Source organism: Pseudomonas sp. Marseille-Q5115, from assembly GCF_916618905.1.
Classification (GTDB): Bacteria; Pseudomonadota; Gammaproteobacteria; order Pseudomonadales; family Pseudomonadaceae; genus Aquipseudomonas; species Aquipseudomonas japonica_A.
Map to the genome: position 1 here is coordinate 2,100,648 of NZ_CAKAKI010000001.1, position 18,301 is coordinate 2,118,948.

Consider the following 18,301-nt stretch of genomic DNA (forward strand, 5'->3'; position numbering starts at 1 on the left):
TATGGTTACCAGGGACACTCAAGGCTCGCCCGACGAAAAAGCCGCCCCCAAGCGCCGACGGGCACCGAAGGGTGAAATGCGCCGGGCCGCGTTGCTGGACGCGGCGACCCAGGTATTTGCGCGCGATGGCTACCTGGCTGCGTCCATGCGCGACGTGGCCGATATCGCTGGCATTACCACCGTTGGCTTGCTCCATCACTTTCCGAACAAGGTCGCGTTGCTGCGCGCACTGCTGGACCGCCGCGACCAGCGGGTGATCGAACGCTTCAGCGATTTGCTCGACGCCCCCACACTGGATGGCTTCTTGGCATTTCTGCGATTGAGCATGGCCTTCAGCGTGGAAAGCCGGGAAGAATGCCAGGCCGCGGTGATGATCAACACCGAAAGCCTCTCGGACACACATCCGGCATGGCCCTGGTACAAGGAAAAATTCAAGGTCACCCACACCCATGCGCAAGCGCACCTGGCTTCGCTGATGGAAAGCGGTGAAATCCGCCCCGGCGTGGACGTCAAGCTACTGGCCCAGGAGATCTTTTCAGTGATGGATGGCCTGCAGATTCAATGGCTGCGGGGCCCGAAAGACGTGAAGGTAATGGACGTGTTCGACCATTACCTTCAGCGGTTGGAGCGGGATTTAAAAGGCTAGGCCATTCCTAGGCTAGCGCCTGGTCCCACAGCTAGGAGCAGGCACAGCCTGCAAACAGCGTTGATCATTCAATTCCCGCGTTGCCCGTCAGTACGTTTGCGCGGCCGTTACCTGCACAGCCTTGCGCACAGGCGCGGGCAGCGGGTTGCTGTCGCGGGTGGTCAGCTGCTCGGGGTACAGGGTTACTAGCGTGCGGCTCAGGGAAAGGTTTTTAGAGTCACTACCCACGCGGATCTTGAACTTCCCGGCATCCACGTTCCAGCTGTCGGTGCTTTCCACGTAGTACGCCAGCGAGCGGGAATCGATCGGGATGCTCACTGTCTTGCTCTCACCGGGCTTGAGGTACACCTTGGTGAAGCCCTTCAGTTCCTTCTCAGGGCGATCGACGGCCGGGTTCACCGGCTGCACGTACAGCTGAGCCGTTTCGAAACCGGCCTTGTCGCCGCTGTTGGTGAGGGTAAATTTCACGTCGATGGTACTGCCCGGGGTGAGCACGTTGGTGGACAGCTTCAGGTCGCTGTAGTCGAACGTGGTGTACGACAGGCCATAGCCGAACGGGTACAGCGGCTTGGTGTGCTTTTTGTCGTAGCCGCGGTAGCCCAGGTAGATGCCTTCGCTGTAGGTCATCTCAGTCAGTGCATTGTCGCCACGGTAGGCCGCAGGGTCTGAATAGGACGCATAGCTGGGGTTGTCTTCGATCTTCTTGTCGATAGTGATCGGCAACTTGCCCGACGGGTTGACCTTGCCGTAGAGGACCTCCGCCAGTGCCTGGCCACCTTGCTGGCCGGGGAACCAGGCATGCAGCGAAGCACCTACCTTGTTCGCCCACGGCTCCATGTTCAGCGACCCGCCGCTGTGCAGCACCACGATGGTGTTGGGGTTGGCCTTGGTGGCGTAGGTGATCATGTCGGACTGATATTCCGGCAGATCGAAGCCGTGGTCGATGGATTCACCTTCGTATTCGTGAGTGTTGCCAGCGGCGATTACCACGGCATCGTAGTCCGCCAGATCTTTCGGCGGGCGCAACGAAGCCCAGCTCATCTGCACACCAGCAATACCACCCAGGAAGGTGGTGTAGTCACCACGGGTGCGGCGGTATTCAAGCTTCACGGTGTATTCCTTGCCGGCCGTGAGCCTGGCGGTTTTGCCGGAATGCGCGACCGCGTCGAGCAGGTCGAAGGAGAGCGGCACGCCGTCGCTTTCCAGTACCAGCTCATCGTTCACCCATAGCTTGTACGGGCCATCGGCGCGCACCTTGAATACTTGCTCGCCGCTGATGGTGGGCTTGATCTTGGTGGTGAACCTCGCGGAGAAGGCGCCTGCCGCAGGGCTGAAGCCTGATACCGCCGTGGTGCCAGCGTTCGTGACGTTGGTGCTGGTGGTCCAGTCCAGATTGATCCCCGGTTCCACGCGAGTGAGCACCGGCGAACCGGACAACGCGGTGTTGGCGAAGTACTCGGCCTTCACACCGCTGTTGCTGATGCTGTTCTTGCCGGTGGTTGGCTGGTACCACACCGAGGCCTTGGGGTTGAGGCTCATCTCGGAGAGGTATTCCACCTTCGAACTGCTGGAAGCCAGTTGTTGTAAACCGCTGAGTTCCGTCACGTAGGTATTGGGCGGTGAGTTGGCGGTACCGAATGGCGAGGAGGGCGCTTGCAGGGCGAGGTCACCGATCACCGCGATTTTCGCGGTGCGGGCCAGCGGCAGCAATGGCTTGGTGCCGTCAGTTTTCTCGTTGCGCAGCAGCACGATGGATTCGCGCGCCATATTCAGCGAGGCCGTCTGGCCGTACTCGGTGTGCTCCAGAGTTTGCGCAGTGTTGAGCTTGGTGTCGAAGCCGTAGCTAACCATCCCACGCAGGTTGCGGCGCACCTTGTCGTCTATCACGTTCTGGGTCAGCTGGCCGCTCCACAGGTACGGCAGCAACTTGGCCTCAGTGAATTGCAGGCCCGAGGGCATGTCGATGTCTGTTCCCGCCCAAGCCCCCTTGAAAGCATCGGTGACAGAGTTGAAGTCGCTGATCACAAAGCCCTGATAGCCCCATTCACCCTTGAGCACGTCGGTGATCAAGTGATGGTTTTCGCAGGCGTAGTCGCCGTTGATCTTGTTGTAGCCGCACATGATCGACGCCACGTTGGCATTTTTCACCAGCGACTCGAAGCCCGGCATGTACAACTCGCGCAGCGTGCGCTCGTCCACCTTCACGTTGAGGTAATGGCGGTTGGCTTCCTGCTCGTTGGCCAGGTAATGCTTGCCGCCGGCCTGAATGCCCTGCGCCTGGATGCCGTTGGCAATCGCCGGGCCCAGCGCGGCGCCGAGGAAAGGATCTTCGCCGCTCACGTATTCGGCGGCTCGCCCCCCGAACGGTGTGCGGTAGAGGTTAAGGCCAGGCGAAAGCATCTGTTGACCGCCAGCGATGCGGGTCTCGTAGCCGATGGCCAGGCCGAACTCTTTCGCCCGGTTGATGCTCCAGGTGGCGGCCAGCGCGGTTTGCGCAGGGTACTGCGCGCCGAAGGTAGCGTTGTTCACGTGCACACCCATGGACGAGTCATAGGCCACGGTGCCCGCCATGCCGAATTTGCTCAGCACCGGGATCATGTGGCCGTCGTCCACGCGGGTGAAGTTGATTTTTTCGGCTTGGCTCATGTTGTCCAATACCGCGCCCACGCGGGCTTCCACGTCGTTACCGGTCTTGGGCGTAAGCGGTGTGGCGGCATAAGTCTGGGCCACGCTGAACGCCAGCAGGCTTAGGCCGAGGGTGTGCTTTAAGGTCGACAAGGGCAACGTCCTTTTGAATGAAGGGTTCAAACGCCGGGGCACACAGTTCATGGCTGCTCGGCCTGAGCGGGGGCGTCATCGGTAGCGATCGGGGTATCCAGCACTGCGGCGGGACCGCTCGTGGCCTGGCTCACCTTGCTCACACCGGAGGCCTGGTCGCGTTTTTCTTCAAAGGCTTCGCGCACGGGTTGACCAGAAGTAGCCGCCACCGTGGAAGTGTTATCGGCCAGGCAATTGATACTTTGCGCGCACAGCAGTGCCGCGCCTAAAACAGACAACAAGGGTCTGGTCATCGATAGGCTCTCGATTATGGGTATAAGAGGGAACGTGATATCAGCGGCCGGCAACAAGGTATGCAATATTGGCCGCTGCGTAAGTGTGGATGATGCCGTTAAAAGTTCAATGATCGCAAAAATATTTTTCAGGCCACCGGCATTGATGCGGAAATTTGCAGGAAACAGGGGCGCGATCGAGAATAACCAGGCGCAGGCACAAAAGGATAATTGCGATATATTCACTATCGGCGAGATATCCTGCCGACCTGAAGCCATCAAACGCACTATCGTGCTGATAAATCAACGTATTTCAGCGATAAGCCCTACATAATAAACCTAGTTGCAATTAGGTTTTGCGTTCTGATATGCTGCGTCGGCATCGGCCTGACTGTACTTTGTATCTATGTTTTCTCCGGCTCAAAAGTAGTCGAGGAAGCAACTACAGCGAAGCAGTTAGTTACCCTTTGCTCTCATGCCAGGATAGTTTTCGATGTATCACGGCGTTCTCTTTGAGGGCGCCGGGTACGTTTGCCTGTATATTACGCGCAGTAGAACCTACACATGCCAAACTTGATCGAAGGCCCGGTACCGCTCGCAGTAACAGTATGCGAATGGCTGATCGCCAATACCGATATCAAGGCTGCCGATATAAGCCGGGCGAGAAAGTTGTGCGCGGCCGAGGCCGGTGACGAAGACGAAGTCCTGCGTACCTTGCTACGCCTTGGGGCGATCAGCGATGAAGAAGCGGCGACCGCCTGCGCGGCAGTGCTTGGCGCCCCAAGGCTGGAAGCGGTAGCCAGCGTCGATGTTTACGAGCCGCTGGCAATCGGCACCGAGCGCTTTCTGCGCCACTACATGGTAGTGCCTGTTTCGCAAGGCGAAGGCGGCCTTACGGTCGCTGCGGCGCCGCCCGTTTCCCGGTATGCCCTGGATGCACTGGCATATAGCGCAGGCCAGCCGGTGTGCTTAGTCGTGGCTACCGCCAGTCAAGTGAACAGCTTGATCGAGCGCTGCCACGGGGCCGGTCGCACCGCCATGGATGCATTGATCGAAGCGCTGGACGATAACCCTGACCAGCAGGACGACATCGAGCACCTGAAAGACCTTGCCTGCGAAGCACCAGTGATTCGGCTGGTGAACCTGATCCTGCAGAAGGCGGTGGAGCATCGCGCCTCGGACATTCATGTGGAGCCCTTCGAGGGGCAGTTACAGGTGCGGTACCGCGTAGACGGCGTGCTGGTGCACGGTGAAGCGCCGCCGCCCGGCTATGCCGCCGCCATCGTATCCCGCCTCAAGATCATGGCCCGCCTGGACATTGCCGAACGCCGCTTGCCCCAGGACGGCCGGATCATGCTGCGCATCCAGGGCCGCGAGCTGGACCTGCGGGTATCCACGGTGCCCACCGGGTTCGGGGAGTCGGTAGTGATGCGGTTGTTGGACCGGCAAACGGTAAGCTTCGACTTCCCCAGCCTGGGCATCGACGGCCCGCGCCTGCAGGCCTTGCTCAGCCTGCTCGAACACCCACACGGTATTTTGCTGGTCACCGGCCCCACTGGTTCGGGCAAAACCACCACCCTCTATACCGCGCTTTCACGATTGAACACCGCCGAAAGGAAGATCATCACCGTCGAGGACCCGGTCGAATACCAACTGCCGGGCATCAATCAGATCCAGGCCAAGCCCGCCATTGGGCTGGATTTTCCGGCGGCACTACGGTCGATCGTGCGCCAGGACCCGGACGTGATCATGATCGGCGAAATGCGTGACCTCGAAACCTGCCGGATCGCCATTCAGTCTTCGCTCACGGGCCACCTGGTGCTGTCCACGCTGCACACCAACAGCGCGGCGGCAAGCATCACACGATTGCTGGACATGGGCGTCGAGCACTATCTGATCGCCTCGACCGTGCAGGGGATACTGGCGCAGCGGCTGGTGCGCAGGCTGGACCCTGTCACGCGTATCGCCTTCGAGGCGCCGGCGGAGCTGATTGCCCTGCATCAGCTTGATCACTACACCCAGGAGCGGCCCATCCGGCTATACCGTCCCGATCCCGACGCCCCGGGGGGCGGGTATTTCGGGCGTAGTGCGATCACCGAGCTACTGGTGATGAACGACGAACTGCGCGGCCTGCTTACTCGCCAGGCCGATGCCGCTACGCTGGAAGCCGCAGCGCGCCGCGATGGGCTGATCACCTTGTACGAAGACGGCCTGCGCCAAGCCCTGGCTGGTATCACTTCCCTCGAAGAGGTGCTGCGCGTGACGCGCGGTGACTGACATGCAGCCATTCGTTTACAAGGCGCTGGACGCCGATGGCGTACTGCACAAGGGCAGCCTGGAAGCCAGTGACGAAAAAGTCGCAGCGGCTCGCCTGCAGTCGCGCGGGCTGCTGGTAGTGAGCCTTGGCGCTGGCACCGCGCATACGCTGGCCCGGCGGGCAACGCGCATCTTCAAGCGCGCCGACCTTGTGAGCTTCACTCAGCAACTGGCTACGTTGCTCGGCGCCGGTCAGCCGCTGGACCAGGCGCTGGGTATCCTGTTGCGACAGGCGTCCGAGCCACGGCGGCAAGCCCTGATTCTGCGGGTGCGCGAGCAGGTCAAGGCCGGCAAGCCGTTGTCCGTGGCGCTGGACGAGGAGGGTGGCCAGTTTTCCACGCTCTACGTCAGCCTGGTTCGCGCCGGTGAGGCGGGCGGCGCCCTGGACGTGACGCTCGGGCAATTGGCGGACTACCTGGAGCGCAGCCACAAATTACGCGGCGAAGTGACCAATGCCCTCATCTACCCGGCATTTCTGGTGGCCGGTGTGCTGGGTTCGCTGGCGCTGCTCCTGGCGTATGTGGTGCCGCAATTCGTACCCATCTTCCGCGACCTCGGCGTGCCGATCCCTTGGATTACCGACGTGATCCTGAGCCTGGGCGAGTTCATGAGCGCGTATGGCCTGGTATTGCTGGCGGCAGGAGTGGCACTGCCTTGGCTGGTCGTGGCTCGGCGGCGCGATCCGCTACGGCGCCAGCGCCAGGACCGGGCTCTGTTGCGGACGAAGGTATTCGGCCCGCTGCTGCAAAAGCTTGAAGCCGCCCGGCTGGCACGCACGTTGGGCACTCTGCTCGGCAATGGCGTAGCCCTGCTGCCGGCGCTGCTGATCGTGCGCCAGCTCAGCGGCAACCACGCAATGCGCGCCCAGGTCGAGCGGGTCACCGAGCATGTGAAAGGTGGTGGCCGCCTGGCCCAGGCGTTTGGCGATGAGCCGCTATTGCCGGAGCTGGCTTTGCAGATGATAGAAGTGGGCGAACAGTCCGGCCAGCTCGCCGCCATGTTGCTCAAGGTCGCCGACGTGTTCGACGTTGAAGTGAAGCGTGGCATTGACCGCCTGCTCGCTGCGCTGGTGCCCACCCTTACCGTAGTGATGGCAGTGCTGGTGGCCGTGATCATGTTGGCCATCATGCTGCCGCTCATGAGCCTTACCAGTAATATTTAAGGACGTTCCCATGCCTCGTTTTCCTTCAGCCTCGCCGCGCCAGCGCGGTTTTACCCTGCTCGAAATGCTCGCGGTGATCGTACTGCTGGGGATCGTGGCTACCATCGTAGTGCGCCAGGTGGGCAGTAACGTTGACAAGGGCAAGTACGGCGCCGGCAAGGCGCAGCTGGCCAGCCTGGGGATGAAAATAGAAAGCTATGCCCTGGACCTGGGGGCGCCGCCGGCCACGCTCGATCAACTCGCGCACAAACCAGCCAATGCTCGCCAGTGGGCCGGGCCTTATGCCAAGCCTTCGGACCTGGTCGACCCCTTTGGCCATCGCTTCGGTTATCGCTACCCGGGTGAACACGGTAGTTTTGACCTTATCTTCTATGGGCAGGACGGCGCGGCGGGTGGCGAAGGCTACAACGCTGACCTTGGCAACTGGGAGTGACGCGCGTGCGCCCGATGCCCCGTTCGTACGCCCGCAGTCGGGGGTACACGCTGTTCGAGCTGCTGGTGGTGATCCTGATGGCAGGGGTGGCCGGCGTCCTTGTGGGTGTGGGTGTGATCCGGGGCCTGCAGCAAGCCGCAGAACGCGACGCCGTGGCGCAGATGGTCAACGCCCTGAGGGCAGCCAGGGTGCAGGCCATCGTGACCGGCCAACCAGCACTGGCCCGGTTCGACCTGCGCGCTCGCAGCGTGCAGGCCGCGGGCCGAAAGCCAGTGCCATGGCCGGCCGCGATGCAGGTGCGCCTGCACACCGCCGAGGCCCTGGGCTCGGCGTTCGAGTTCTATCCCGATGGCGGCGCCAGCGGCGGCAACATCGATGTGCTCAGCGGTACCCGCAATTGGCGCATCGATATTGCCTGGCTCACAGGCATAGTCGAGCTGCGGGAAGGCTCATGATCGGGCAGCGTGGTTTTACCCTTCTGGAAATGCTCGCGGCCCTTGCGGTGCTGGCGGTGTGCGCAAGCGTATTGGTAGGCGCCTTCGGGCAGAGTGCCCGGGCGCTGCAGCAAACCCGACACGCTGACCGTCTGAGCCTGGCCGCCCGCTCGGTGATGGATGATCTAGGCGAAGGCCCGCTTCAGCCTGGGCATTCCCAAGGCGTGTGGGATGGGGTGCGCTGGGCCCTTGATGTCACACCCCAGCCGTCGCAATCCGGGGCGTTGCGACTGTTCAAGCTGGACCTGAGCGTTGAAGCGCACGGCCGGGCACAGCGTTTCACCACATTAAGTGTTCGCCAGGCGGGCCTCACGCCATGAGGCGTGAACACGGCTTTACCCTGCTGGAGATTCTGGTGGTGCTAAGCCTGCTGGCCGTGCTGCTGAGCCTGGTGGGCGCGGCATTGGCGGGCGCCAACCGTGCGGTGGCCAACGCCGAGCGTTTTAGTACGCGGCTCGATGAAATACGCGCCACCCAACATTACCTGCGCCAGGCGATAAGCCAGGCATTGCCACTGGCGCTCACCGAGGCCGCGAGCGGTAAGCCCCAACGCTTCATTGGCCAGGCGCAGGCCATGCAATTTTGCGCCCCGCTGGCTGCCGGTATTGCCTCCGGCCTGCAACAGCATCGGCTGATAGTGGCTGACCACCGCTTGGTTACAAGTTTTAGCCGTCTACAAGGTGATGAACGCGCGCCTTATGGCGAACCACAAGTGCTGTTGCACGGGGTGACAGCGCTGGCCTTTGGTTACCGGGGCTTGAATTCACTGGGCAAGCCCACTGGTTGGCTGAGCGAATGGCCGTGGCCGGAGCGCTTGCCACAGGCGGTACGCATCGACCTCACACTGGACGGTAGCGCGCCCTGGATAAGCCAGCAGGTCAACCTGCGGCTGGACCTGAGCAGCGAGCCGGGGGCGTGATGACCAAGCATCGTGGCGTCGCCCTGCTGCTGGTGCTTTGGGTGCTGGCGCTGCTCAGCACCTTGCTGGCCGCGCTCGCCGGCGGGGTACGGCTGGAGTACCGGCAAGCGCTGTGGCAGCAGCAACGTACCCAGGCGCTGATGGCAGCCGAGGCGGGGCTGTGCCTGGCGGTACTTGCCTTGAATGCGCAGCCCGTTCAGGCCCGCTGGGCTGCGGACGGCTCGGTGCATGCGGCTGAATTTGCCGGCATGGCGCTGCGTGTTCGCATCCGTAGCGAGCGGGGCAAGCTGGACCTTAACGCCGCGCCTGTCGCCAGCATCGCCCGCTTGCTGCAGGCCGAGGGTGCCACGGCCGCCGTGGCTGCGCAGGTGGCAGCCGCTGTGGAGCGCCAGCGCGGGCGCTCACCACTGCGCACCCTGGAGGAACTGCGCCCGCTGCCTGGAATGAGCGGCGTGCTCTACAACCGGGTAGTGCCCTACATCACGGTGTGGTCCGGACAGGCTCAGCCCGACGCCGGCCTGGTGGCCAAGCCTCTGGCCCGCGCGTTGGGTTTGCCAAACGTACGCACGGCGGCTTTGGACGACGGCCAGATTTTCACCATCACCAGCCAGGCCCGGTCACCCGGCGGCCAGGCGACCACCCTGCGGGCCACAGTGCTCATGACCACAGCGAAGGAGGGCGCCAGGCCGTATCGGGTCTTGCGTTGGCAATCATGACGCTATCTTTATCTACATTGCGCGCAGGCCGCATGGCGCTGTACGCCGCCTGGCGGGCCAGCCCCGCTTCGGCGTGCTATCAGGCCTGGCTGCACGAATTGCGCACCTTGCTGCCCAGCGCCATGCAGGCCTGGCTTGCCCCGGCAGCCCGGGTGCAGCGGCTGGCATGGCCGCTACCTGCCACCCTGAACATCGAGCAGCCTGCGGTGCTGGTGCTGCCCGCCAGCGAAGTGCTGGTTCAACCTCTGATGCTACCGGCGGGCGCGAGGCGGGACGTGCACAAGGTGCTGGGGTTCGAAATCGATCGGTACACCCCCTTCACCGTTGAGCAGGTGCACTTTGTCGCACAAGTACTGCACAACAAAGGGCCCAAGGTAAAGGTGCTATTGGTGGCGCTCAGCCAAGAGCGCCTGCACGCGATGCTGGACACGTGCGTCGCACGGGGGCTATCGGTGGTTGGGATCGACGCGCTGACCGGGGATGGTACGCCGCTTGGAATTGACTTGTTGCCCGCCGCGGCGCGGCCGCGAAATGCCAGGCGCTGGTCGCTCAATCGCGGCCTCGCGCTGTTCACCTTTGCACTGGCGATCATAGCCATGGTGACGTTACTGCACGTGCGCGGAGCTCAGCTTGAGGCCTTGCGAATCACCGTTGAGCATCAACGTGAGGCAATTGCCGAGCTGGAAACCACGCGCCGCGAACTGATCAACACCCGAGGTGCGGCCACTTACCTGACCGCGCTGAAGGCCGAGCGGCCCACCTTGACCGCCATGCTTGCCAACCTCAGCGAATGCCTGGGCGACGACAGCTGGGTACAACAGCTGGAAGTGCGCGACGGTGGCGCGGTTTCGCTGTCGGGCCAGAGCCAGCGGGCGAGCGCTCTGATCACTCGGTTCAAAACCTGCCATACCCTGGCGGACGCCCGCTTCCAGGGGATCATCCAGCCCGACACGCAGACCGGGAACGAACGTTTCTCGCTCAGCGCTCACCTCGTACAGGAGGCGGGCGATGCGCCGACCACTGACTAGCCGTGAACGCAAGATAGCCGCCCTTACAGTGTTGGCGTTGTTGCTGTGGGCCAGCTGGTACCTGCTGATCGACAGCTGGTTTGCCGGCCCTCTACGGGAAATGGCTGAACAGGCAGATGACCTCAACGGGCAGCAATACCGCTATGCGCAGCGGCTGATCCAGGCGCCAGCCGTGCACGCCCAGCTTGAGCATGCCCGGCAGGACCCGACCAGCCGTAGCAGCCTGTTGCCCGGTGACGACCCCAGCGCTGTCGCCGCTGACCTCATGCAGTTCGCCGTGGACCAGGTGAAAGCCCAGGCGGACACGGGCCCTGGCTGCGAGGTAACCCAGCGCATGCCGATCGTGCCTGAGGTTGACGCCGCCCAGCCGTACCGTGAAGTGAAAGTGAGCCTGAGCCTGGACTGCGCCATTGAGCCCTTGATCCGGTTGTTCGCTGCGCTGGAGTATCACCGGCCGTTTCTGTTCATTGACAGCCTCAGCGTTCATCGGACGACCAACGCGCCCGCAAAAGGCGGACCGGGGCGGCTTCAGGTTCAGTTGTTGGTACGTGGTTACATGGCGCCCGCGGCTGAAGGCGGGCCCCGTTCATGAAACCTCCCTTTATTACATTCGGGCTGCTGGCCCTCAACGCAGGCTTGGCGGTCAGTTTTGCCTGGCTACTGCTCGCAGGCCCCGGGCCGATCGATGACCCGGCGCTAGAGCCTCATCCGGCCGTTGCCGTAGCAGAGGGGGCACCGCTCGCCCCGACCGTCCTGGAACCGGCGGCCATGGCCGTTGCCTGGGCACGCCCGCTGTTCAGTCCCGACCGCCAGCCCGACGCACCCAAGGCCGGGCCCTCGGGGCCAGGCCTGGATGGCCTCAGCCTGACCGGCGTGGTCATCGACGGCACTGCCCAGTGGGCGCTGCTGCGTCAGCGCGACAAGCGCCCATTGAAACTCCAGCGCGGCGACACCCTCGATGGCGGCTGGGTGCTTACCGCTCTTGGCCCCACCAGCGCCACGTTCACCCGCCAGGGGCAGGCACGCACCCTCAGCCTGCCTGTACTTCGCCTGCCGCTGCCTTCCCTGGCTCCGGCCCCTAAACTCCCAGACGTATCGGCACCATGACCCACACTTTTCGCGCTTCGCCTTCATCATTCAGCCTGCGTACCCCACTGCTGGGGCTGGCCACCGCCCTTACGCTCGGCGGTTGCGCCACCTCTGCAACCACACTGGACAACGACCCGGGGTTGATGCGCGAAGCGCTGGCCGGAACAGGCCCGGCCCGCGCACCGTTGCCGATGGCCAGCGAGCCGATCAGCGTGGCGGCCGGGAGTGATACTGCGGGCCAGGCGCCGCAACGGCAGATACGCGCAGGCAACCAGCGGTTCATACGGCCGGCAGCGGCCACCAGGCCAGCAGCCCCACCGGTGGCGGGCGATGTGGTGTTCAATTTCACCGACCAGCCCATCGAGGCGGTGGTGAACACCGTAATGGGCGACTTGTTGCACGAGAACTACAGCATCGCCCAGGGGGTGAAGGGCAACGTAAGCTTCTCCACCTCTCGGCCGGTGACTCCGCGCCAGGCGCTGTCGATTCTTGAAACGCTGCTGTCCTGGACCAATAACGCGATGATCCGTCAGGGCGAACGTTACGTGATCCTGCCCGCCGACCAGGCCGTTGCGGGCAAGTTGGTACCCGAAGTGGCGGTGAGCGCGCCCGCAAGCGGGTTGTCTGCCCGCATGTACCCGCTGCGCTACATTGGCGCGGCCGAGATGCAAAAACTGCTCAAACCGTTCGTGCGGGAAAATGCCTTTTTGCTGGTAGACCCGGCGCGCAACCTGCTGAGCCTGGCCGGGACACCGGAGGAGTTGGCCAACTATCAGGAAACCATCGATACCTTTGACGTGGATTGGCTCAAGGGGATGTCCATCGGCGTCTACGGTTTGCAACGGGCGTCTGTCGCCGAATTGATGCCACAGTTGCAGAAACTCTTCGGTCCCGACAGTGGCATGCCCTTGGCCAGCATGGTCAAGTTCATGCCTAACGAGCGCACCAATTCCATCGTGGCGATCTCGCCTCAGCCCGAATATCTGCAAGAAGTGGGCGAGTGGATTCGTACCATCGACGAAGGCGGGGGCAACGAGCCACAGCTGTATGTGTACGACGTGCGCAACATGAAAGCGGCCGATCTTGCCAAGTACCTGCGCCAGATCTACGGCAGCAGCCAGGCCAGTGAGGACAGCGCGGCCAAGGTGGCCCCGGGGCTCAAGACCACCACGCTCAGCTCGCTGAATGGCAGCGGCACCAGCCAGAGCAGCAGTGGCTTGAGCGCATTGGGCGGTACGGCGTCTTTCCCGGCCGGGCAGGCGGGCGAGAGCAACGAAGAAAGCACCGCCAGTGGCGAGGAAGAAAACAGCGAAGACTCGGGCACCGCCCAGGCAGGAGAGCACACCCGAGGTTTGCAGGAATCGGTCCGCATCACCGCGCAGAAAAGCACCAACCAACTGTTGGTACGTACCCGGCCGGCTCAGTGGAAGGAGATCGAAGCGGCGATCCGCCGGCTAGATAACCTTCCACTGCAGGTGCAGATCGAAACCCGCATCCTCGAAGTGAAGCTCACCGGCGAGCTGGATCTGGGCGTGCAGTGGTACCTGGGCCGGCTGGCGGGCAACTCTTCAAGCACCACGGTGGCCAACACCAGCGGTAGCCAAGGTGCGCTCGGTGGCGGTGGTGCCGGGCTGGGGTCGAGCGACTCGCTGTTTTATTCGTTCGTGAGCAATAACCTGCAAATCGCTTTGCATGCGCTGGAAACCAACGGCCGTACGCAAGTGTTGTCAGCGCCCTCGCTGGTGGTGATGAACAACCAGCAGGCGCAGATCCAGGTGGGTGACAACATCCCGATCAGCCAGACCACCGTCAATACCTCTACCTCGGACACCACCTTGAGCAGTGTGGAATATGTGCAAACCGGGGTGATCCTGGACGTGGTCCCGCGTATCAACCCAGGCGGGCTGGTGGCCATGGAAATCCAGCAGCAAGTGAGCGACGCGGATACCAGTAACGTGACTACCAGCCAACCCAACCCGGTAATCTCCACCCGGTCGGTGAGCACGCAGATTGCGGTGCAGAGCGGCCAGACCATACTCCTGGGCGGCTTGATCAAGCAGGATAACGCCGAGAGCGTCTCCAGCGTGCCGGGGCTTTCCCGCATCCCCGGGCTCCGTTGGTTGTTCGGCACCACCAGCAAAACCCGCGACCGCACCGAGCTGATCGTATTGATCACTCCACGGGTGGTAACCAACACCAGCCAGGCCCGCCAAGTGACTGATGATTACCGGCAGCAGATGCAGCTTTTGAAGCCGGGCGTGGCGCAGGGCTGGTGAGGCGCATGCAGATGCAAGCGTCATTGCAGCCACTGCGCGTCCCAAAGCGGGTACTGGGCCAGGCTCGCCACCAGCCTGGCCCTCAACGGGTTGGCCACCACATACCGAGCGGCTGGAAGCACAGAGTCCGCACGATCCGAACCCTCGCAGCGACCGCCGGGCTGCAAGCACCCAAGGATTGATGAGCCCCGCTCATAGCTGCAAATAGCCAAGCGGGGCTAATCATTGCAGGCATTCACTTCTACCCTCATCAGGTTGCTGCCCTAACGACAGATTTCATTGAACGAGAATCTGCGTGCCTGATGAGGACCTCCCATGACCGATGATGCGAACGCCCCTGGCGATCTGGCGCCCTCGCGCCGTAATTTCCTGAAATTCGGCGTGTCGAGCGTCGCCGCCGCTACCGTGTCCACGTGGATACCCGGCGCCGTGGCTGCGGCCCAGGCCACCGCGCAGGTGGATGAGGAGGCGCCGAAGCAAGGCGAGCGGCGTATCCAGCTCAAGGTGAACGGCCAGGCCCATGTGCTCAATGTGCCGGTGAATGCCATCTTGCTGGACGTGCTGCGCGACCGTTTGCAGCTTACTGGTACCAAGAAAGGCTGCGACCACGGCCAATGTGGCGCCTGCACCTTGATCGTCAATGGCGCCTCGATCAACTCCTGCCTGTCGATCGCGGTGCAACATGACGGCGACGAGATCCTCACCATCGAAGGGCTGGAACAAAACGGCCAGTTGCACCCCTTGCAAGAAGCATTCTGGGCTCATGACGCCTATCAGTGCGGGTACTGCACCTCTGGGCAGATCATGAGCGCCTACGCCATCCTGCAAAACCCGGATATTCCCGAGGATGACGCCAGCGTGCGGGAAGCCATGAGTGGCAACATTTGCCGCTGCGGCGCCTACAAGAACATCCTCAGCGCCATCCAAGCGGCCCGGCCGAAGATGAAGGGAGTGGTGTAATGCGCACTTTTCAGTACACCCGCGCGGATTCCCCCGCTCAGGCCATCGGTCGCACGCCCGACGCGGACCGCGCCTTTCTTGCCGGCGGCACCACGTTACTCGACCTGGTGAAGCTGGACGTGATGCAGCCAACGGAAGTGGTGGACATCAATCGGCTTGCGCTCAAACAGGTGGAGCGCCTGAGCGACGGCCGTCTGCGCATCGGCGCGTTGGTCACCAACAGCGACCTGGCCCATCACCCGATTGTGGTGAAGGATTACCCGGCGCTCTCCCAGGCATTGCTAGCAGGAGCGTCCACTCAGCTGCGCAACAAGGCCACCACCGCCGGCAATGTGATGCAGCGCGTGCGCTGTGGTTATTTCCGAGATGGCGTTTCCGCCTGCAACAAACGCACGCCGGGGTCGGGCTGTGCCGCCATCGACGGCCACAACCGCAGCGTGCATGCCGTGCTGGGCACCAGTGACCAGTGCATCGCCACGCACCCGTCAGACATGTGCGTGGCGATGGCAGCCATTGGCGCCACGGTGACGCTGCAGGGAGCCGGCGGGGTACAAGAGGTAGCTTTCGCAGACTTTCATCTATTGCCTGGCAAAACGCCTTGGCTGGAGCATGCCTTGGGTAAGAACGAACTGATCACACACATCACCCTGGACGCACCGTTGACCAACGCTCGTTCGGCGTACCTGAAGTTGCGCGACCGCACCTCGTACCAATTTGCCCTGGCCTCCAGCGCGGTGATCGTAGTGATGAATGGGCCACGCATTGTTCAGGCGCGCGTTGCCCTGGGCGGTGTGGGCACCAAACCGTGGCGGGCCGCTGAAACCGAAGCCGCGCTGGTGGGGCAGGTTCCGTCACCCGAGCTGTTCGCCCGTGCCGCCGCGCGGGCCTTTGAAAGCGCTACGCCCCATTCGCAGAACGCCTACAAGGTCCCCCTCGGGCAGCAGGCAATCGTGCGCAACCTGCGCAACCTTCTGGTGTAAGGAGAGAGCCCATGACCGAGCCCACTATTGGCGCCCCTCAGCGGCGCATCGACGGCCGCTACAAAGTCACTGGCCGCGCCCGTTACGCCGCTGACCATCCTGTCAAAAACCTTACCTATGCCTATGGGGTGTACAGCACCATCGCCAGCGGCACCGTGCTGAGCATCGACGACCGGGCTGCACGCGCCATGCCTGGCGTGCTCGCCGTGCTTCACCACGGCAACATGCCGGCTATCCACCGCTCACCGGCTGCGGCGTTCACCTTTGATATCCGCGCCATCACCTACGTGGATGAACACCGTTTGCCCTTCGAAGATGACCGGGTGTACTACCCCGGCCAGTTCGTTGCGCTCGTGGTTGCCGACAGCTTCGAGCGTGCCCGGGAAGCGGCGCAGCAGGTAAAGGTGCAATACCGTGCCGGGGAACTGGTGCCGGGGCTGGAACAATCCCTGCAACGTAAACCTGCAGCGGACGGCGGCGCGGGGCATGCCCGTGGCAACGCCGACGCTGCGCTGGCGACTGCGGCGCACAAGGTAGAAGCCACCTACACCACGCCGGTGGAAGTGCACAACCCAATGGAAATGCACAGCACCACTGCGTACTGGGAGAACGGTCGGCTATCTGTGTATGAATCCACACAGGGCGTGGTCAACCATCGCAACGTGCTAGCCAACGTGTTCGACCTTACCCCGGACCGCGTGGAGGTGAAGGCCCCGTTCATTGGTTCGGGCTTTGGCAGCAAACTCTTCCCTTGGCCTCATTCGATTGCGGCCTGCGCCGCTGCGAAAGTGACCGGCAGACCGGTGCAACTGGTGGTACCGCGCGCCCAGATGTTCACCACCGTGGGCCATCGCCCAGAAACGTCCCAGCGGCTGCAGGTAGCAGCAGACGTCAATGGCAAGCTGGTGGCGATCAAGCACGTGTCGGTGAACACCACCTCCATGGTGGACGTGTACATCGAGAATTGCGGCGGGGTGACCAAAAGCTTGTATTCCTGCCCTAACGTGGTGGTGAGCCATGCCAGCGCGCCGGTCAACCGTGGTACGCCCACGTCCATGCGGGCGCCTGGTGCGGCGCCGGGGCTGTTCGCGCTGGAATCGGCCATGGACGAATTGGCGTTGGCCTGCGACATGGACCCCTTGGCGTTTCGCCAGAAGAACCTATCCAGCCGGGACGAAAGCACCGGCCTGCCATGGTCCAGCAACCACTTGGCCGAGGCCCTCAGTACCGCCGCGGAGCGCTTCGGATGGCAGCAGCGCAAGCCTGGCACAGGCGCCATGCGCGAGGGGGACGAAATCATCGGTTATGGCCTTGGTGCCTGTAACTGGGAAGCCTACCGGATACCTGCAGAGGCAAGGGTTACGCTGCGTGCCGACGGCACCGCGCTGGCCCAGTGCGCGGTGCAGGATATAGGCACCGGCACCTATACCATCGTCGCGCAAACGGTGGCGGACCTTACCGGGCTGCCGCTGGAGCGAATCGAGGTGGAGCTGGGCAGCTCGGCGTTCCCGGCCGGCCCGTTGTCGGGCGGCTCCTGGGCTACCGCCAGCGTGATGCCTGCGGTGGCCGAAGCCACCCGGTTGGCGCTGCGCAAATTGAGTGGATATGCCACGGGCAAGGGTGGCCCGTTTGCTGGCACCGCACCCGAAGCGCTCACCGTAAGCGGCGGGCGGCTGAGCGACGGCCAGCGGGCGGTGGCCTTCGCCGACGTGCTCAGAAACCAGCGGCTATCCCGCGCCGAAGCGGAGTACCAGAGCCCCGGGGCGGACACCAGCAAGTTCGCCTTCCGATCCTTCGGCGCGCACTTTGTGGAAGTACGCTGGGACCCCGGCATTTCGAGGCTGCGCGTGGCTCGAGTGGTAAGCGCCATCGACGTAGGCCGGGTGGTCAATCCGCTGGCAGCGCGCAATCAGGTCGAGGGTGCGATTGTGATGGCTATCGGCATGGCTTTGTTCGAGGCGGCGGAGTTCGACCCGCGCAATGGGCTGCCGGTGAACAACAACTATGCCGAATATGTGGTACCGGTGAACGCGGACCAACCTGAAATCGACGTAATCCTCCTCGACCATCCGGACCTCCATCTCAACGAATTCGGTGTGCGAGGCATCGGTGAAATTGGCGTGACCGGGCTGGCAGCCGCAGTCGCCAATGCCGTATACCACGCCACCGGCAAGCGCATTCGGAACCTGCCGATCACCCTGGACAAACTCATGGACGGTATTCCCACCTGAT

The 18,301-nt window shown here is 63.0% G+C and carries 17 protein-coding genes and 1 pseudogene; 15 read left to right on the forward strand and 3 right to left on the reverse strand.

The window, feature by feature from the left end:
- The first annotated feature begins 1 nt into the window (after position 1).
- Positions 2–646 carry a TetR/AcrR family transcriptional regulator gene (locus LG385_RS09745; RefSeq protein WP_225774098.1) on the forward strand — a complete coding sequence of 215 codons (645 nt, stop codon included), beginning with the start codon at positions 2–4 and terminating at the stop codon, positions 644–646.
- An 87-nt stretch (positions 647–733) separates the two neighbouring features.
- On the opposite strand, the gene LG385_RS09750 is transcribed toward LG385_RS09745, so the two are convergent.
- Both LG385_RS09750 and LG385_RS09755 read right to left on the reverse strand, forming a co-directional pair.
- Complete coding sequence (locus LG385_RS09750) at positions 734–3,475, reverse strand: beta-glucosidase (protein ID WP_225774099.1); 2,742 nt, start codon at positions 3,473–3,475, stop codon at positions 734–736.
- A complete protein-coding gene (locus LG385_RS09755) occupies positions 3,472–3,975 on the reverse strand; it encodes a hypothetical protein (protein WP_225774100.1) in 504 nt (167 codons plus the stop codon). The genes LG385_RS09750 and LG385_RS09755 overlap by 4 nt, the downstream gene beginning before the upstream one ends.
- A 285-nt stretch (positions 3,976–4,260) precedes the next feature.
- Here LG385_RS09755 and LG385_RS09760 point away from each other — a divergent pair, with 285 nt between their 5' ends.
- The 11 genes from LG385_RS09760 to gspD are packed head-to-tail and all read left to right on the forward strand — an operon-like array spanning position 4,261 to position 14,129.
- A complete protein-coding gene (locus tag LG385_RS09760) occupies positions 4,261–5,973 on the forward strand; it encodes a GspE/PulE family protein (protein WP_225774101.1) in 1,713 nt (570 codons plus the stop codon).
- A 1-nt stretch (position 5,974) separates the two neighbouring features.
- Complete coding sequence (gene gspF / locus LG385_RS09765; RefSeq protein WP_225774102.1) at positions 5,975–7,174, forward strand: type II secretion system inner membrane protein GspF; 1,200 nt, start codon at positions 5,975–5,977, stop codon at positions 7,172–7,174.
- A gap of 10 nt (positions 7,175–7,184) precedes the next feature.
- Complete coding sequence (gspG, locus tag LG385_RS09770; RefSeq protein ID WP_225774103.1) at positions 7,185–7,607, forward strand: type II secretion system major pseudopilin GspG; 423 nt, start codon at positions 7,185–7,187, stop codon at positions 7,605–7,607.
- A 14-nt stretch (positions 7,608–7,621) separates the two neighbouring features.
- Positions 7,622–8,062, forward strand: a complete 441-nt coding sequence (locus tag LG385_RS09775) for a general secretion pathway protein GspH (protein ID WP_225774104.1) — start codon at positions 7,622–7,624, stop codon at positions 8,060–8,062.
- Positions 8,059–8,421: a prepilin-type N-terminal cleavage/methylation domain-containing protein gene (locus LG385_RS09780; protein WP_225774105.1), complete on the forward strand. Its 363-nt coding sequence runs from the start codon at positions 8,059–8,061 to the stop codon at positions 8,419–8,421. The genes LG385_RS09775 and LG385_RS09780 overlap by 4 nt, the downstream gene beginning before the upstream one ends.
- Positions 8,418–9,020 carry a prepilin-type N-terminal cleavage/methylation domain-containing protein gene (locus tag LG385_RS09785; RefSeq protein ID WP_225774106.1) on the forward strand — a complete coding sequence of 201 codons (603 nt, stop codon included), beginning with the start codon at positions 8,418–8,420 and terminating at the stop codon, positions 9,018–9,020. The genes LG385_RS09780 and LG385_RS09785 overlap by 4 nt, the downstream gene beginning before the upstream one ends.
- Positions 9,020–9,736, forward strand: coding sequence for a type II secretion system protein GspK (locus LG385_RS09790; RefSeq protein WP_225774107.1), 717 nt, complete (start codon positions 9,020–9,022; stop codon positions 9,734–9,736). Before LG385_RS09785 ends, LG385_RS09790 begins: the two co-directional genes overlap by 1 nt.
- Positions 9,733–10,764 carry a type II secretion system protein GspL gene (locus LG385_RS09795; protein ID WP_225774108.1) on the forward strand — a complete coding sequence of 344 codons (1,032 nt, stop codon included), beginning with the start codon at positions 9,733–9,735 and terminating at the stop codon, positions 10,762–10,764. Before LG385_RS09790 ends, LG385_RS09795 begins: the two co-directional genes overlap by 4 nt.
- A complete protein-coding gene (gene gspM / locus LG385_RS09800) occupies positions 10,745–11,356 on the forward strand; it encodes a type II secretion system protein GspM (protein ID WP_225774109.1) in 612 nt (203 codons plus the stop codon). Before LG385_RS09795 ends, gspM begins: the two co-directional genes overlap by 20 nt.
- On the forward strand, positions 11,353–11,871 hold the full coding sequence (locus LG385_RS09805; RefSeq protein WP_225774110.1) for a phage tail protein: 519 nt from the start codon (positions 11,353–11,355) through the stop codon (positions 11,869–11,871). The genes gspM and LG385_RS09805 overlap by 4 nt, the downstream gene beginning before the upstream one ends.
- Complete coding sequence (gene gspD / locus LG385_RS09810) at positions 11,868–14,129, forward strand: type II secretion system secretin GspD (protein WP_225774111.1); 2,262 nt, start codon at positions 11,868–11,870, stop codon at positions 14,127–14,129. Before LG385_RS09805 ends, gspD begins: the two co-directional genes overlap by 4 nt.
- A gap of 20 nt (positions 14,130–14,149) precedes the next feature.
- Here the strand turns inward: gspD and LG385_RS09815 are convergent.
- A pseudogene (locus LG385_RS09815) lies at positions 14,150–14,242 on the reverse strand (transposase); the annotation flags it as partial.
- 202 nt (positions 14,243–14,444) lie between these two features.
- On the opposite strand from LG385_RS09815, the gene LG385_RS09820 reads away from it, so the two are divergent.
- From LG385_RS09820 to LG385_RS09830, 3 genes are read left to right on the forward strand one after another with little or no spacing between them, the layout of a single operon-like run.
- Positions 14,445–15,089 carry a (2Fe-2S)-binding protein gene (locus LG385_RS09820; RefSeq protein ID WP_225774112.1) on the forward strand — a complete coding sequence of 215 codons (645 nt, stop codon included), beginning with the start codon at positions 14,445–14,447 and terminating at the stop codon, positions 15,087–15,089.
- The gene (locus tag LG385_RS09825; protein WP_225774113.1) at positions 15,089–16,069 is read left to right on the forward strand and encodes an FAD binding domain-containing protein; all 981 of its coding nucleotides are present in this window, start codon (positions 15,089–15,091) and stop codon (positions 16,067–16,069) included. The genes LG385_RS09820 and LG385_RS09825 overlap by 1 nt, the downstream gene beginning before the upstream one ends.
- Before the next feature lie 11 nt (positions 16,070–16,080).
- Entirely contained in the window at positions 16,081–18,300 is a 2,220-nt protein-coding gene (locus LG385_RS09830) for a xanthine dehydrogenase family protein molybdopterin-binding subunit (protein ID WP_225774114.1), read from the forward strand.
- Position 18,301 lies beyond the last annotated feature (1 nt).